This window comes from Candidatus Latescibacter sp. (assembly GCA_030692375.1).
GTDB lineage: Bacteria > Latescibacterota > Latescibacteria > Latescibacterales > Latescibacteraceae > JAUYCD01.
This window is the reverse complement of record JAUYCD010000272.1, coordinates 1-14,531: the sequence shown is the minus strand read 5'-3', so window position 1 is coordinate 14,531 and position 14,531 is coordinate 1. Positions and strand designations below refer to the sequence as shown.

The window sequence follows — 14,531 nt, the reverse complement described above, 5'->3', positions numbered from 1 at the left end:
ATTGTTGCATACTGTAATTTCCTTTATTTTCCGGTCAGGGTCAAGGTAAACTTCACCTCCGTCTAAATCGATCCCGGTGGGTATCTTGAAGGCAACCTCAGCGGTTTTAGGAAGCAGGTCAACCGGAGCTTTCAGAGCGGGAACCGGGGCGGAGGCGATGACCTTCCCGCTCCTGTCCCGGATGACAGCCGTGGTCGCCGGTGCATCGGCGGCGCCGAGGCTGTGTACCCGGACTTTCACCGTATTTCCCTGCACTGTCACATCATCCTTACCAATGCCGATATCGGGGCGCTCCCAGTAAGGAGTCCCCTTCGATTTCAACTGCAGGGTGATCACGGTGGCGGCGCGGGGAGCGAAAGTGATGTCCAGGCTGCCGGTGCGCTCCAAATCTACAATTCTGGTTGCGGGATCAAACTCAGGATTGTCGTCATTGTTGGTGTCGATTCCCTGGGTGATCTCCCAGGAGCCAGGCTCTATATCCCAGGCGGTCATGACGGCCTGAACCGGAATGCTGTCAAGATTATAGGCGATGATCTTCATCCCGGTCGGTGTAGCATTCGGGATGAGGATGGCCATACTCTCATCGGTAGCCGGAGCTTTGAATTTCCAACTCACAGCATGACCTGGATAGATGGCCAGGCGCACAATGGCAACACCTCCCAGCCGTGACCGCTGAAGCTCGCTGTTTGCCACAGTTACCCGGTCAGTCCATAGCGACCCCTCGGTATTGATATATTCCCTGAGGGCCGCGGCCTCGATCTGGTCGGCATAGTAATTTTCAAGGTTCTGTTTGTTCCCGGTAACCTGCCAGGCGATATGACGATAGTGATCGGAGCCGGATTGCGGAGTGACTGAAGCTGCAATCTGCCGGCCCCAGGTATCGCGTTTACCCATGGTATCCAGCGCATTGCCGTCTATGGAACCCAGAACGCCCGGCCCTGCATCGAGGAGGGGCTGGAGATACTTCCCATCACCCGTCCAGCGCCAGGCCGCGTAAAAAAGGTGGGTGAGAGCGCCGAGTCCGGCCGGGATTCCCTCATCTGTACGGAAATTTATTGTGGTGTCGATGGTGAAATTTCCCTGCGCATCCTTCTTACGGTGAGCAAGAATACCGTCGGCCAGTTCAAGCAGGAGCTTCTTCGCCCGGGGATTCCCGTTAAACTCCACCAGCGCCAGCGCCGGATGCAGCACCAGGTGAGAATAGGGCTTGATCCATTCCCAGACGCCCTCTTCCGCTATTTTCGTACCGCTGAAATAACTTGAACGGATATGACGATGTCCGGCCTGGTTGATGCCGGTAATCCTTTCAAGCGCTTTGGATGTTTCCATGATCCGTTCGACCACTTTGGGGTTCGCGTAATCGAGAAGCATGACCTGCGGCAGAACCTCGATTCCTTCCTCATACGTATGCAATTCGTCAGTCTGAATGGTGGAAAGTCCGTTGGTGAACATGCCGTTGTTGTAGAATGCATCCATCTCGCGGAGGACTGAATCCTTGATCTTTTCCGGGGTGCAGCCCATGAGCGCCGCGCCGGGCCACCAGTTGGTCAGGTCGCCGTCATCGGAAAGCCCGCCGCCCAGTTCGCCGTTCTCGATCTGACGGTTGTCGATCCACCAGTTGACAAAGCGTTTCAGGTAGCGCAGGTCTTCCACCTGACGGAACGCCCAGAGCGGAACTCCCAGCGGCGCAGCAGGCTGGACGAATGGGGGATGAGCCTGCTCCTTGTTGTTGTCGTACCAGTAATTCAGGCCGGGGTAATGATCCGGGTTCACCCTGAGGAGATCGGCGGCGTCCGTCTCGAACCGGGTGAAAAGATTCAGCCGCCGCGAGTTGGGATACTCTTCCACCAGGTGTGCGTAATTGTCGCGCACCTGGGTGAAGCGGTCCATTTCATGCTCGGGAGCGGCGTCCTTGCGGGGCTTGAACACCAGCCGTATCTGGGCGCCTTCCAGGGAGGCAGGTCCGAAATCGGCGCCCGCCCCGGCGATGGTGAGATAGAGGCTCTTTCCGTTGGGGAGGATACGGTCGCGGGTGTCCATCCAGAGCGTTTTCGCCTCGCCCGGTTTGACCGAGAAGGTGAAATCGAAGAGATTGCGGTATGGCCAGATGGGGTCTTTCACCTGGATATTCATGGGAAAATACTCGCCGTGGGTCGGTTTCACCGAAAGTGGAGGGATATCGATGGCGATGCCGTCCAGCCCGGCGTTCATATTTTCCCAGGTGTAGGAAAACCGGGTGTAATCTTTCTGGACGATCCCGCCCCGGAACTCGCAGGGGATGAGTATATGCACCAGGGGAAGCATGTTCGCGGCGGGAGCGGTTTTTTTCGGCGTGCGGGGCGCGCCGCCGGGAAGGGCGACCATGATCGAGCGCTCATCCGCCATATAGCGGCCGTTGATGAACCGGACGAGGGACTCCAAATTGCCGTTGTCCGGCTCGGCTTTCCCGGTGACCGTGTAGGAAAGCCGGTAGATTCCCTGCGGCTCCTTCCCGCCGGAGACATAGCAGGCGGAAAGCTCCCCTATGGGAGTTTCCTGCTCGATATTGTCGAACCGGATTTTCTGGCCGGTGACCGGCTGAACCAGGCGGTGGAATGTTTTTTCCTGGTTTTTCGGGCGGCTGAACAGAACCGTCTCCGTATTCGCCTGTTTCTCCTTGTCAAAGGATAAAAGAGACATTGCGCCGAAAGCTGCGCCGGAGATTTCAAGGTGGTTCCAGGGCTCATCGGACATGAAAAAGGTAACCGATTTGCCGGAAGTGGAGTAGCAGTCCCAGTCCGGGAGCTGGAAATAATCGTTGCGCCCGATGATGCGCGATCGGTTGTAAACGCCGGGCCATGTGGTCTCACGGATGCCGTCGGTTCCTTTCCACCACCAGCGTTTCAGATCGTATACATCATGTATCTCCACCTTGCGGACGGACACAGTGCGCTCAAAAAGAGCAGGGGGAACATCGCCCGGCCGGTTCCATCCATACCTGAGCCACCATTCATTACGCCAGGTTGGATTGTTCAGGTCGCGGACGAGAGAAGGTATATCTGCCGGGATTTCACCTTTTGACAGGCCTGAGATGTTCTCCAGTGAAAGCATCCGGTCATAGATGAGGATTTCATCTATGTCTCCGCCGCGTTTGAAGTTGTATTCGCTCTGCACCTGGTAGGGACTGATAATCCTTGAGTGCGGCCCGAACTGATCCAGGCCGGTGTAGAATACCGCGGTGGTATCCTTTTTGGCCGCAAGGGCACCATTCACATAGAACCGTATACCCTGTGTTTCATCCCAGGCAAGGGCTAGATGAACCCACTGGTCCGGTTTTGGGAAGGAAGGCATGGCATAGGATACCCGGGCGCGGCCCAGGTTGGCGTCGGTGACAAAGGCATCGAAACCGTTCCCGTTATAATCGATGCGCAGCCAGACCATGTCCCAACTGGAGTGGTCGGCATACCCCACCCGGAAGATCGGAAACTGCACTTTCCCCACCGGATCACGCGACCGCCAGAAGAAGGCAAGAGTACCCCGCTCGGCATAGATGTTCCCGGGCGCCCAGTACGACATGAGCTGGGTGTTCTCGCATTGGAAGCCCGGGCCTTTCGCCCCGTTGGGGATAATCTTCACATCGCGGAGGAAATTGGGCTCCGGGTCTCCCCCGGCCGCATAATCGGCGGTAAATCCCTTGTCACCGGAAAGGTAAAAGATGAGGCCGGGATTCTTGGCATCATAGGCAAAAGCAGAAGAAAAGTGCAGCACCGTTCCGGATAAAAGCGTTCCGGGCGCCATCAAAGCAGAGAGCAAGACAATCCGCTGTAAAAGAGAACCTTGTTTCATATCGATTCCTCCGGTGAACCGTCAGGTTGGAACGTTATTTTTTCTACAGGAGATATGAGAAAATATAGCAATTTGTGACCGCCGAACAAAAGAACAATATATTTCGCCTTTCATACACCGCTTTTTTTCTTTAATTGCAGGGTAGACTTTTATCCCGAATTATGCATGTAAAAGAGATTTTAGTCTCTGTTAACGTTAAAACTACAGCCCCCTAAATCCCCCAAAGGGGGACTTAAAAGATTGCAATACAAGGCTTAATTGGTTTTTTAAAAAAAGTTACACCTTCACATTTTCATCTTTACCGCGAAAAGTCCCCCTTCGGGGGATTTAGGGGGCTGCACTCAATAATTAATAATAAGTATTTGTTTAATAAAGAGTTAGAAAAATATCATAGCAAGTTTGTGAATAATCCGGGTTATCACTGCTATTTTGCTTTAGAGCACATAATCAATTACTGAAAGGGGAATGAAAAAACGGCGGGAAGGTCCGCATCGACGAACTGGCGGACGATTACTACGTCCAGGCCGACACGTGTCATGCCGAATTCGTTTCGGCATCTAATCAGGTTAATCCCATAATCATGCAAATCAAGGTTCAGACAGTTTATTTGAACACCGCCTCGCTTACCCAGTCGGGCCTCGCCGGGCGGGCGCGCCAATCCACCGGGACTGTTCCCACATCTACCGGGGCGCCTCCGCGCTCAGTGGCTGAAAAGAAGCCGGTCAGAAACAATTCCGTTTTTTTGCGGATGATGTCGAGCGGCTCATAGCTCTTTCCTTCGAAGGTGCGCTGCATGTCCAGAAGCTTCGGCAGGTGGTGGACGATGAGGTCGTCCCGCCAGTTCGGGAACTGCGGCAGGCGCTCGGTTTCGATCCCTGAGGTTCCGGAGACAACAAACGAGTAGAGGTCTCCTGTCGGGGTCATGGACATGGTGCAGGGGAACGGGGGCTGGCCGCCGCCGCCTTTGAAAAGCAGGGCGCCGACAAGGTAGGTGCTGGCGTTCGGGTCATCGGTAAAGAGAGAGACCTTTTGTATGTCGAAGCCGAATATCTTTGGCGCCATATAGAGGACATGGAAACGCATGGGATAGTCGTTGGTGAGACAGGTGCCGTTCACACACTCTATTTTCCCGATGTTCTTCAATTTCCCCTGGAGTGTACGGACGCCGTAGAGATGCTCGTAGATATCGGTGGCCATGATCGGGGTATTGTGTTTCGCGGCCAGGTCGAGAAGGGCATCGATGTCGCGGAGAGAATAGGCGAACGGCCGTCCCAGGTAGGTAGGAATCCCGGCCTCGATATACGGCCGTGCGAGCCGGTGCTGCCAGGGGATTTCGAAAAATCCGCCGAACGCGACGCCGTCCACCTGTCCGACCATCTCGTCGTACCGCCTGACCGTTTTTGCCCCCATGAGCGCGGCGAATTTCTCCGCTTCCTTCGGATTTATGTCCCATACATGGGTCACCTCCATGTTCAGCGCCCCCGTTTCCAGGGTTCCGCGATTCACCGGTTTTCCGTCCGGAGAGAGTATGTCGCCCCAGGAGTAGGCCCAGAAGGAACCGTCACCCACGCAGAGCGCGCCGATGCGAAGCTTCCGTGAGCTCTTCACCGGAGCGGCTGATGAATCCGGGGAAAGCCCCGCCGCCAGACCAGCGGCGGCGGCGGCGATGAAACGACGACGGGCGGGATATTCCTTTGGGTTCCGGTTCATATCGGATTGAAGGTTGTCCATGATAAATCCTTTCATCTGGGCGGTTTGTGGAGCGGGACGCCGATGGCGCTGTGAGCCGCTTCCATGAACGCCTCGGATAAGGTCGGATGCGCATGGATGGTGGAGGCTAAATCTTTCACGGTTGCATTCAGGGACAGCGCCAGCGCTCCCTCGGCAATGAGATCTGTGACGTGCGGCCCCACAGCGTGCACTCCGAGAATTTTCCCGCTGTCCTCGAAAACAATCTTCACCTGGCCGGCTATCTCTCCTATGGTCTGCGCCTTGCCCAGGGTGCGGAAGAGGAAGGTTTCGGCGAGGGTTTTGTATCCCTGCTCAAGGGCTTCTTTTTCGGCGAGGCCCACACTGGCCGCCTCGGGCGTGGTGAAAATGGCCGATGGAACAACCCGATAATCCATGATCTTGTCTCCGCCCAGGGCATTTTCCGCGGCTGCCAGACCTTCGGCGGAAGCCACATGAGCGAGCATCGGCTTCGAAGGCCCCCGGACATCGCCGATGGCATAAACTCCGGGGATGTTGGTTTCCATCCTCTCATTCACCGGTATCCAGCCCCGCGAATCGGTGCGGACATCCAGATTCTCCAGCCCCATATCTGAGGTGAGCGGATGCCGTCCCACCGTGACCAGCGCCTTGTCCACAGTGAAAGTCAGCGGCTCACGGTCTTTCGGGCTCGATGCCAGAGGCGAGCGGGAAGGGCCGAGGGTTACCTGCACCTTCCCGTTATATAGAGCGGCTTTTTCAACCATCCGGTTCAGAATAACCGTAATTTTCTGCTTTTTCATCTCCCGCTCAAGTATCGAGGAGGTATCCTCATCTATCGACTGGACCGGGAGAAGACGTGAGAGAGCCTCCACCAGGGTGACTTTCGTGCCGAGCGCGGCAAGAATGGAAGCGAATTCGCAGCCGTTCACTCCCCCGCCGACGATGAGCGCCGATTCCGGTATCTCCCGGAGGTTCACTCCCTCGTCAGTTGAAAGAATCCATTGACGGTCGAAAGGGAGGGAGGGCAGCGCCTGCGGAACCGTTCCCATCGCCAGTATGAGACGATCCCAGTCAAGCTCGGTCGGTTTTCCTCCGGGGTCGAGCACCACTACCTTACGGTTTTTTTCTATCCGTCCTGCGCCATGCAGGTACCGGATTCCATACCGTTCGAACAACCCTGAAACCCCGTTTACAAGATTCCGGACCACCGTCTCTTTCCGGGCAAGCACACTCCCCATGTCCACATGAATCTTTCCCTCCACGGTGATCCCGAAGTCCGCTGCCCGGCTCATGGTGTGAAACAGTTCTGCGGTGGCTTTCATGACTTTGGTGGGAATACAGCCCCGGTTGAGGCAGGTTCCTCCCACATTGTCGCGATCCACTATGGTGACCGCTGCGCCAAGCTGTGCAGCCCGTATGGCAGCGATATACCCGCCGGGACCGGCTCCTATGATAACAACATTTGTACGCACAGTAAAACCTTTTTAAAAAAAAGTCTATACCTGATCAATTTTTAAAAAACGCCTATCGAAATAGCTCATCTCACCTGCTCAAGCCCCCTTACCCTCGATCCCTTTCCCCCATAAATGGGGGCAAGGGAAGTTAAGGCGCCACATGTTTTTCCTGCCCCCCGTAGGGGGGAAGGTGGCCTAAAAGGCCGGAAGGGGGCTATCTTTACTAAATGCAAACACACCCCTTTCGGAGTCAACCGATAAGCATTTTTAGAAATATAAAACAACAGCACACTAGATGCTACGGCAGAGTTTCAGAAATACCATCCGGTCTGTGAAAAGACAGGTGTTCGTGTCTGAATCAGATAAATTCGACTTGATTTACCTGGTAATTTTTATTAGTTTAGAAAAAATAGTACTGTAACAATTTCAGAATAACTAATTTTGGTTATGTCGTCAAGTCAGCAACATACAGTAAATAAGAGAAATTGAGTGCTCTTGTGTCTGTAAATATCCCCCCTGCCTTCGGCATCCCCCCTTGTTAAGGGGGGAATTTAGGAAGAGGGTTCTGTTAAATCCTAATAACTGTTTACACAGTAATAGGAACAACTTTCTTTTTCCCCCATAAAATGGGGGGTAGGGGGGATTAACCTTCGGATGATCACCTTAGCTTACATAACGACATAGCTGTTTAACTAATTGTTAATAATTATGGAAATATATGCAGAATTTTGAACAAACGAAACCACCGGAAATGGGCATTGTAACCGCGGTACGAAGCAGCGTGGTCGATGCCTTTTTCCCCGGGCATCTCCCGAAAATCCAAAACCGGCTGGAGACCGGCCAAAACAGGAATGTGGTGGTCGAAGCAGTAACACATCTCGGCGCAGGACAGGTACGCGGGATAGCCCTCACCCCAACCTACGGGCTGGCGCGGGGTACTCCTGTGATAGATACCGGTATCCCGCTCCGGGTGCCTGTCGGGAAAATGCTCCTCGGAAGAATATTCAATGTTTTCGGCGAGCCGATTGACCGTAAAGGCGATGTACAGGGAGATGAATGGCGTTCCATTTACGGCCATCCCATTCCTCTTTCCGAACGGGTGGCTTCCACCGAGATTTTCCAGACCGGGATCAAGGTTATCGATATTCTCTCCCCCATGGAACGGGGCGGTAAAGCCGGGCTTTTCGGAGGCGCCGGAGTCGGGAAGACGGTTCTTATCATGGAGATGATCCATAACATGGCCGGCGGCCACGAAGGAGTCAGCGTCTTCTGCGGCATTGGCGAGAGGAACCGTGAGGGCGAGGAGTTATACCGTGAAATTCGGGAAGTAGGCGTCCTGGACAAGGCGACTCTCATCTTCGGACAGATGAACGAACAGCCGGGGACCCGTTTCCGGGTCGGCCACGCCGGCCTGACAATGGCCGAATATTTCCGTGATGACCTCCACCTAGATGTACTCCTCCTGATAGATAACATTTTTCGTTTCATCCAGGCGGGAGCCGAAGTTTCCGGGCTGATGGGGCAGATCCCTTCACGGGTCGGGTATCAACCCACCCTGGCCACGGAGCTGGCAGGCCTTGAGGAGCGTATCTGCAGCACCCGTTCCGGGGCCATCACTTCCATTCAGGCGGTGTATGTTCCGGCGGATGATTTTACCGATCCCGCCGCAGTGCATACATTCGGACATCTGTCCGCCTCGATTGTACTCTCCAGGAAACGCTCAAGCCAGGGTTTTTACCCGGCGGTTGATCCCCTCCAGTCGCAGTCGAACATGCTCATCCCGCTGATCGTGGGCGAGCGGCATTACACCCTGGCCCAGAGAATCCGTCACACCCTGGCGGAATACGAGGAATTGAAAGATATCATCGCCATGCTGGGACTTGAGGAGCTTTCACGGGAAGATCAGCGCACGGTGCACCGCGCCCGCAGGCTGGAGCGCTTTCTTACTCAGCCCTTTTATACCACCGAGCAGTTCACCGGCCTTACCGGGAAGATGGTGGGGCTGAATGATGCCCTCGATGGCTGCGAACGAATCCTGAACGATGAATTCGCCGATTATCCCGAAAAGGCGCTGTACATGATCGGTACGGTCGACGAGGTAAAAAAGCCATGAGGCTGAAAATCCTTCTCCCCACCGAGGTGTTTTTGGAAACGGAGGCTGCAAAGATCGTCGCCGAAGCAGTAAACGGCTCCTTTGCCCTTCTGCCCCGCCACATCGACTTTGCGGCGGCGCTTGCGCCGGGAATTCTTTCCTTCACTTCTTTATCCGGTAAGGAAGAATTTTTTGCACTAGACGAGGGTGTGCTGGTGAAACAGGGGGGAGAAGTGCAGATTTCGACCCGGCGTGCAATACGCGGCCCCGACCTGGGAGCGTTAAGGAGATCGGTCGAGGAAGAATTCGAAGTCCTGGATGACCGTGAGAAAAAAGCACGGTCCGTTCTGGCGAAACTGGAGGCGGATTTTGTCCGCCGTTTCTATGACTGGGGAAAGAATGCCTGAGGACAAGTTTGCCGGGGAAATATCGAAGAAGGAAGCCCGCAAGCGGCGCGCCCGGGAGGGAACTAACCATTCGCTCTGGTTCGGACTGGGCATGTTCGGTATTATCGGGTGGTCGGTAACCGTTCCCCTCCTTGGAGGTGTGGCTCTTGGACTCTGGATCGACCGATGGTGGCCCAGCCGCGTTTCGTGGACGCTTACCTTTCTGTTCATCGGGGCGGTTCTGGGCTGTCTGAATGCGTGGTTCTGGGTCTCCCGGCAGCGAAAAATTATCGAGAAGAAGAATGGGGATGAATGAATTTTTTGGCCTCTTCCTGGCGCTTATTTTTGGGCTGGCGCTCGGATTCGTGCATTTGGGCATCCTGCGGCTTACCGTGGAGCAGCTTTCACGGTCGAACAGGCCGTCGATGCTCTTTTTAGGCGGCTTTATCGTGCGCATGGGGATAAGCCTCTTAATTTTCCTGGCTGCGGTATGGATTGCATCGTGGCCGGGTGTGATTGTCAGCCTCGCCGGTTTTTTACTGGTAAGAACGATTCTCACCCACCGCTGGGGTCCGCAGAAAGCGGAGAGAAAGGAAAACTGTCATGGAAATCAGTCCTGACTCTCTGATTTTCTGGAGCCGGGGTCCGATAACCCTGAACGCCACCCTGCTCTTTACCTGGATAGTGATGGCGCTGATTGTGGTGGTTTCGTGGCTTTCCACCCGAAACCTCACCGGGGAAACCATTCCTTCCCGCTGGCAGACTTTCCTTGAAGCCATCGTGTCCATAATTGAAGATCAAATTCGCGATGTCACCCGCCAGGCGCCGGGCCGTTACCTGCCGTTCCTGGGAACCCTCTTCCTGTTCATCTCCATTTCGAACCTGCTCAGCGTGGTACCGGGCTACCACCCTCCCACCGGGTCGATTTCCACCACCGGGGCGCTGGCGGTCTGCGTATTTTTTGCGGTCCCCATTTTCGGAATATCGGGACGGGGGCTGCGGGGCTATTTGAAGCACTATATCAAACCCACTGTTTTCATGGCGCCCTTTCACATTATAGGGGAATTCTCCCGGACACTGGCTCTGGCGGTGCGTCTCTTCGGGAACGTGATGAGCGGCACAATAATCGGCGGGGTTCTGATCCTGTTTGTCCCCCTGTTCCTGCCCATCGTCATGCAGGTGTTCGAGCTTTTGATCGGGCAGATACAGGCTTTCATTTTTACCGTTCTGGCCGCTGTCTACATCGCTTCCGGGACCCAGGCGAGCGGGGAATAAAAAAAGAAAAAGAAAGGAATTGAGTATGGATACCACAGGTTTCATTGCAGTAGCCTCCATTGTCACATCTGGGATAACCATAGCCATCGGTTCAATCGGCCCGGCCCTCGCCGAGGGAATTGCCGTTGCGCGGGCTATGACCGCCATTGCCCAGCAGCCTGACGAGGCCTCCACCATCAGCCGGACCCTGTTTGTGGGGCTGGCAATGATCGAATCGACCGCCATTTATTGCCTGGTGGTGTCCATTATCCTGATTTTCGCCAATCCCTTTTGGAATCATGCCATTTCCAAGGCCGGAGGATGAGCTGTGAAGCTGGATCTGTTCACTTTCATCGCACAGATTGTCAACTTCCTTATCCTCATTGCCCTGTTGCGCTATTTCCTGTTCAACCGGATCAGGAAAGCCATGGACGCCCGTGAAAAGAAAATCGCCGCACGGCTGGAGGAGGCTGACACAAAAAAACAGGAAGCCGACCGTGAGGCTGAATCCTTCCGCGCCCGGGAGAAGGAATTCGAGGAAAAACGTGAAGAGCTGCTCTCCCGCGCTTCGCAGGATGCAGAAGCGGAGCGTAAAAAGCTCTTGGAGAATGCCCGGGCGGAGGCGGAATCGGAACGCCGGAGATGGGTGGATTTGCTCGGTGCTCAGAAGGAGCTTTTTCTAAAGGAGCTTCGCAGTCTCGCCGGGGAACAGGTATATGCTGTCGCGCGCAGGGCATTGAAAGACCTGGCCAATGAAGATCTGGAGCGGCAGATGATTACCGCTTTCATCGCGCGCATCCGGGTAGCGGGCGTTCCGGGGGAAAAACCGCCGGAAACAGACCAGAAACCGATCGGGGACATGATTATTTCCAGCTCGTTCGAGATGCAGCCGGATATTCGTGAGCGATTGACTGCGGCCCTGCGGGAAAAGTATGGTGACAGCTTGCTCTTACGGTTTGAACGTTCGTCGTATCTGATTGGCGGCATAGAGCTGAAAGCCGGCGGCAGTAAAATCTCCTGGAGCCTGGACCAGTATATCGACTCGCTGGAAGATTGTTTCCGGGCGATGCTGGAAGGGAAAAAACTCACCCCCTGACCCCCTCTCTTGCAAGCAAAAGAGGGGGAAAACCCTCTGCTTCTTTTAAACAGGATCTATCTCTTCAAAGGCAAATAGAGAGTAAAAGATGACACAGGCTATGGATACAAACAACCGGCAACTTACCGATGCCCTCACGAACGCTTTCTCCGTAATGGATCAGGCGCTGGAGAGCCACCGGGCGGAGCCGAAGGCGGAAGAGATCGGCATTGTGACTTATGTGAGCAAAAGCATCGTGCGGGTGTCCGGTCTCCCTCATGTCGGGGTGGAAGAGCTGATTCGATTCCCCGGAGATGCCCGGGGGATTGTATTCGATCTCGCAAGCGAGGAAATCACGGCGGTACTTCTGGATGAACAAGCAAAAATCGAAGCCGGAGATGAGGTCCGCCGCACTGGACAGGTCATCTCGGTTCCGGTGGGCGAGGCGCTGATCGGAAGAGTGGTGGATCCGCTGGGAAGGCCTCTCGATGGTCTTGGCCCCATCACTGCGACCGATAGAAGGTCGATCGAACAGGAATCTCCCGCCATCATGGATCGCTCGCCGGTCACGGTGCCTCTGCAGACCGGCATTCGTGCCATCGACGCGCTCATACCCATCGGCCGTGGACAGCGCGAACTGATCCTTGGAGACCGTCAGACCGGCAAAACCGCCGTCGCGCTGGATACCATAATCAACCAGAAGGACAGCGGGGTCATCTGCATTTACTGCGCTATCGCGCTGGAAACCTCTGTGGTGGTGAAAGTGATCGAGGACCTCCGCACCTACAAAGCCATGGATTACACCATCGTGATGATGGCCGCATCGGAGAATTCCGCCGGGATGCATTATGTCGCTCCCTATGCCGCAACCACCATGGGGGAGTACTTCATGGAAAAAGGGCGTGATGTTCTCATCGTTTATGATGATCTGTCCCGCCATGCCCGCGCCTATCGCGAGATATCCCTGCTCATGCGCCGTCCTCCGGCGCGGGAAGCCTATCCGGGAGATATTTTCTATATACATTCCCGCCTCCTGGAGCGGGCAACTCACCTGCGTGAGGAACTAGGCGGAGGCTCGCTGACCGCGCTGCCCATCGTTGAAACGGAGTCGCAGAATTTATCGGCGTATATCCCGACCAATCTCATCTCCATCACCGACGGCCAGATATATCTCTCCCCAAAGCTGTTCCAGGAGGGCGTTCTCCCGGCGGTGGATGTGGGCAAGTCGGTTTCACGGGTGGGAGGCAAGGCTCAACTGGCCGCCTACCGTGCGGTCGCAGGGGATTTGCACCTTTCCTACTCCCAGTTCGAGGAGCTCGAGACATTCTCACGGTTCGGAACCCGGCTGGATGAAAACACCCGTAAAACGCTTGAGCATGGCCGATGCATCCGTGAAGTTCTCAAGCAATCCCGGTATCAGCCTCTGCCGGTCCACGAGCAGATCGCTGTTCTCCTGGCGGCAACGGAGGGTCTTTTGGACGGACTTTCACCCGGCCTTATTGCAGAGGCCAAAAAAGCCATCGAGCGGGCGGCCACCGAGCGGCTCGGAGATGTAAACCGTCGTATCCGGGCAGGCGAAAAGCTCACTGATGAAGATCGGAAAGCGATTCTGGATACCGCCGGGGAGGTGATACGTTCGCTGACGGAGCAGAAATCCGATGTTAAACCTTGAGTCGCTGAAAAGAAAAATCAAGAGCGCCGATGAGCTTCAGTCTGTGGTAAAGACCATGAAAGTTCTGGCGGCAGCCGCCATACGGCAGTATGAGCGTGCTGTGGAATCTCTGGCCGAATATGACCGGACGGTGGAGATGGGATTACAGATACTCCTTCAGGCGAGGCCGGAATCGGAAATAATCCTGGAAGGAACATCCACCGGCCGCTGGGGTGTAATTATTTACGGCTCCGACCAGGGAATGGTGGGCCAGTTCAACACGCAAATCGTTTCTCACGCCATGAAAACACTGCGCGACCTTCAGGTCAATCCTGAAGACCTGAGCATTCTGGTTCTGGGCGAGCGCATGGTGGGTTTGCTGGAAGAAGAAGGGCAGAACATCGAGGAGCATCTCTCATTTCCGGGCACCCTGGAGGGAATAACCGGGGTTTTGCAGGAAATACTTGGAATTATTGATAGATGGCGCATGGAACGACAGGTTGAGCAGATTGTTCTTTTTTATAACAAACCTCTTTCCCAGGCAACCTACAGTCCCCAGCAGCAATACCTGCTTGAAATCGACCCCGAATGGGTAAAGGATCTCCGGAAAAGAGAGTGGCCGTCTCGTGTTCTTCCTACCTTTACGATGGAGTGGGAGCAATTGTTTGCCGCGTTTATTCGTCAGTATTTCTTTGTGGTCCTGTACCGCGCTTTCGTGGAGTCGCTGGCCAGCGAGAATGCCAGCCGTCTTTCTTCCATGCAGGCAGCGGAAAAGAACATCCGTGACCTCCTGGAAGAGCTCACCGTGCAGTACAACCAGGAACGGCAGAATTCCATCACCTCCGAGATACTCGATATTGTTGCCGGTTTTGAGGCAATGACCGGACAAAAAAGGTGAAATGAATACTAGTGTTAAGTCAATCAAATAATGTCTGGTGCTGAAGTTTTTTTTACCCCCTTAAAAAGGGGGTCGCCGCTCAAGCGGCGGGGGGATCTTTATTCGCCGGGAAGAAGAAATCCCCCCTGCCTTTGGCATCCCCCCTTGTTAAGGGGGGAATATGAATCCAACTTTATTGCATTGACT

General features: G+C 54.8%; 12 protein-coding genes. 9 read left to right on the top strand and 3 right to left on the bottom strand.

The window, feature by feature from the left end; translation table 11 throughout:
• The 3 genes from Q8O92_16660 to lpdA form a co-directional block, all read right to left on the bottom strand.
• Window positions 1-3,825 (bottom strand): LamG-like jellyroll fold domain-containing protein (locus Q8O92_16660; protein MDP2984952.1); only part of this gene is annotated, 3,825 nt, incomplete at its 3' end.
• 603 nt (window positions 3,826-4,428) lie between these two features.
• Entirely contained in the window at window positions 4,429-5,556 is a 1,128-nt protein-coding gene (locus tag Q8O92_16655) for a hypothetical protein (GenBank protein ID MDP2984951.1), read from the bottom strand.
• Window positions 5,557-5,567: 11 nt separating this feature from the next.
• A complete protein-coding gene (gene lpdA, locus Q8O92_16650) occupies window positions 5,568-7,007 on the bottom strand; it encodes a dihydrolipoyl dehydrogenase (protein MDP2984950.1) in 1,440 nt (479 codons plus the stop codon).
• Window positions 7,008-7,707: 700 nt separating this feature from the next.
• On the opposite strand from lpdA, the gene atpD reads away from it, so the two are divergent.
• The 9 genes from atpD (at window position 7,708) to Q8O92_16605 (ending at window position 14,345) form a co-directional block, all read left to right on the top strand.
• Window positions 7,708-9,102: a F0F1 ATP synthase subunit beta gene (gene atpD / locus Q8O92_16645; protein ID MDP2984949.1), complete on the top strand. Its 1,395-nt coding sequence runs from the start codon at window positions 7,708-7,710 to the stop codon at window positions 9,100-9,102.
• Window positions 9,099-9,488: a F0F1 ATP synthase subunit epsilon gene (locus Q8O92_16640; GenBank protein MDP2984948.1), complete on the top strand. Its 390-nt coding sequence runs from the start codon at window positions 9,099-9,101 to the stop codon at window positions 9,486-9,488. The genes atpD and Q8O92_16640 overlap by 4 nt, the downstream gene beginning before the upstream one ends.
• Entirely contained in the window at window positions 9,481-9,783 is a 303-nt protein-coding gene (locus Q8O92_16635) for an AtpZ/AtpI family protein (protein MDP2984947.1), read from the top strand. The genes Q8O92_16640 and Q8O92_16635 overlap by 8 nt, the downstream gene beginning before the upstream one ends.
• A complete protein-coding gene (locus tag Q8O92_16630; protein MDP2984946.1) occupies window positions 9,776-10,087 on the top strand; it encodes an ATP synthase subunit I in 312 nt (103 codons plus the stop codon). The genes Q8O92_16635 and Q8O92_16630 overlap by 8 nt, the downstream gene beginning before the upstream one ends.
• Window positions 10,071-10,742: a F0F1 ATP synthase subunit A gene (locus tag Q8O92_16625; protein ID MDP2984945.1), complete on the top strand. Its 672-nt coding sequence runs from the start codon at window positions 10,071-10,073 to the stop codon at window positions 10,740-10,742. The genes Q8O92_16630 and Q8O92_16625 overlap by 17 nt, the downstream gene beginning before the upstream one ends.
• 25 nt (window positions 10,743-10,767) lie before the next feature.
• Window positions 10,768-11,046 carry a F0F1 ATP synthase subunit C gene (locus Q8O92_16620; protein ID MDP2984944.1) on the top strand — a complete coding sequence of 93 codons (279 nt, stop codon included), beginning with the start codon at window positions 10,768-10,770 and terminating at the stop codon, window positions 11,044-11,046.
• Between the two features lie 3 nt (window positions 11,047-11,049).
• Entirely contained in the window at window positions 11,050-11,817 is a 768-nt protein-coding gene (locus Q8O92_16615) for a hypothetical protein (protein MDP2984943.1), read from the top strand.
• 88 nt (window positions 11,818-11,905) lie between these two features.
• On the top strand, window positions 11,906-13,468 hold the full coding sequence (locus Q8O92_16610) for an alternate F1F0 ATPase, F1 subunit alpha (protein ID MDP2984942.1): 1,563 nt from the start codon (window positions 11,906-11,908) through the stop codon (window positions 13,466-13,468).
• Window positions 13,455-14,345, top strand: a complete 891-nt coding sequence (locus tag Q8O92_16605; protein ID MDP2984941.1) for a F0F1 ATP synthase subunit gamma — start codon at window positions 13,455-13,457, stop codon at window positions 14,343-14,345. Before Q8O92_16610 ends, Q8O92_16605 begins: the two co-directional genes overlap by 14 nt.
• The last annotated feature ends 186 nt before the right edge of the window (window positions 14,346-14,531 follow it).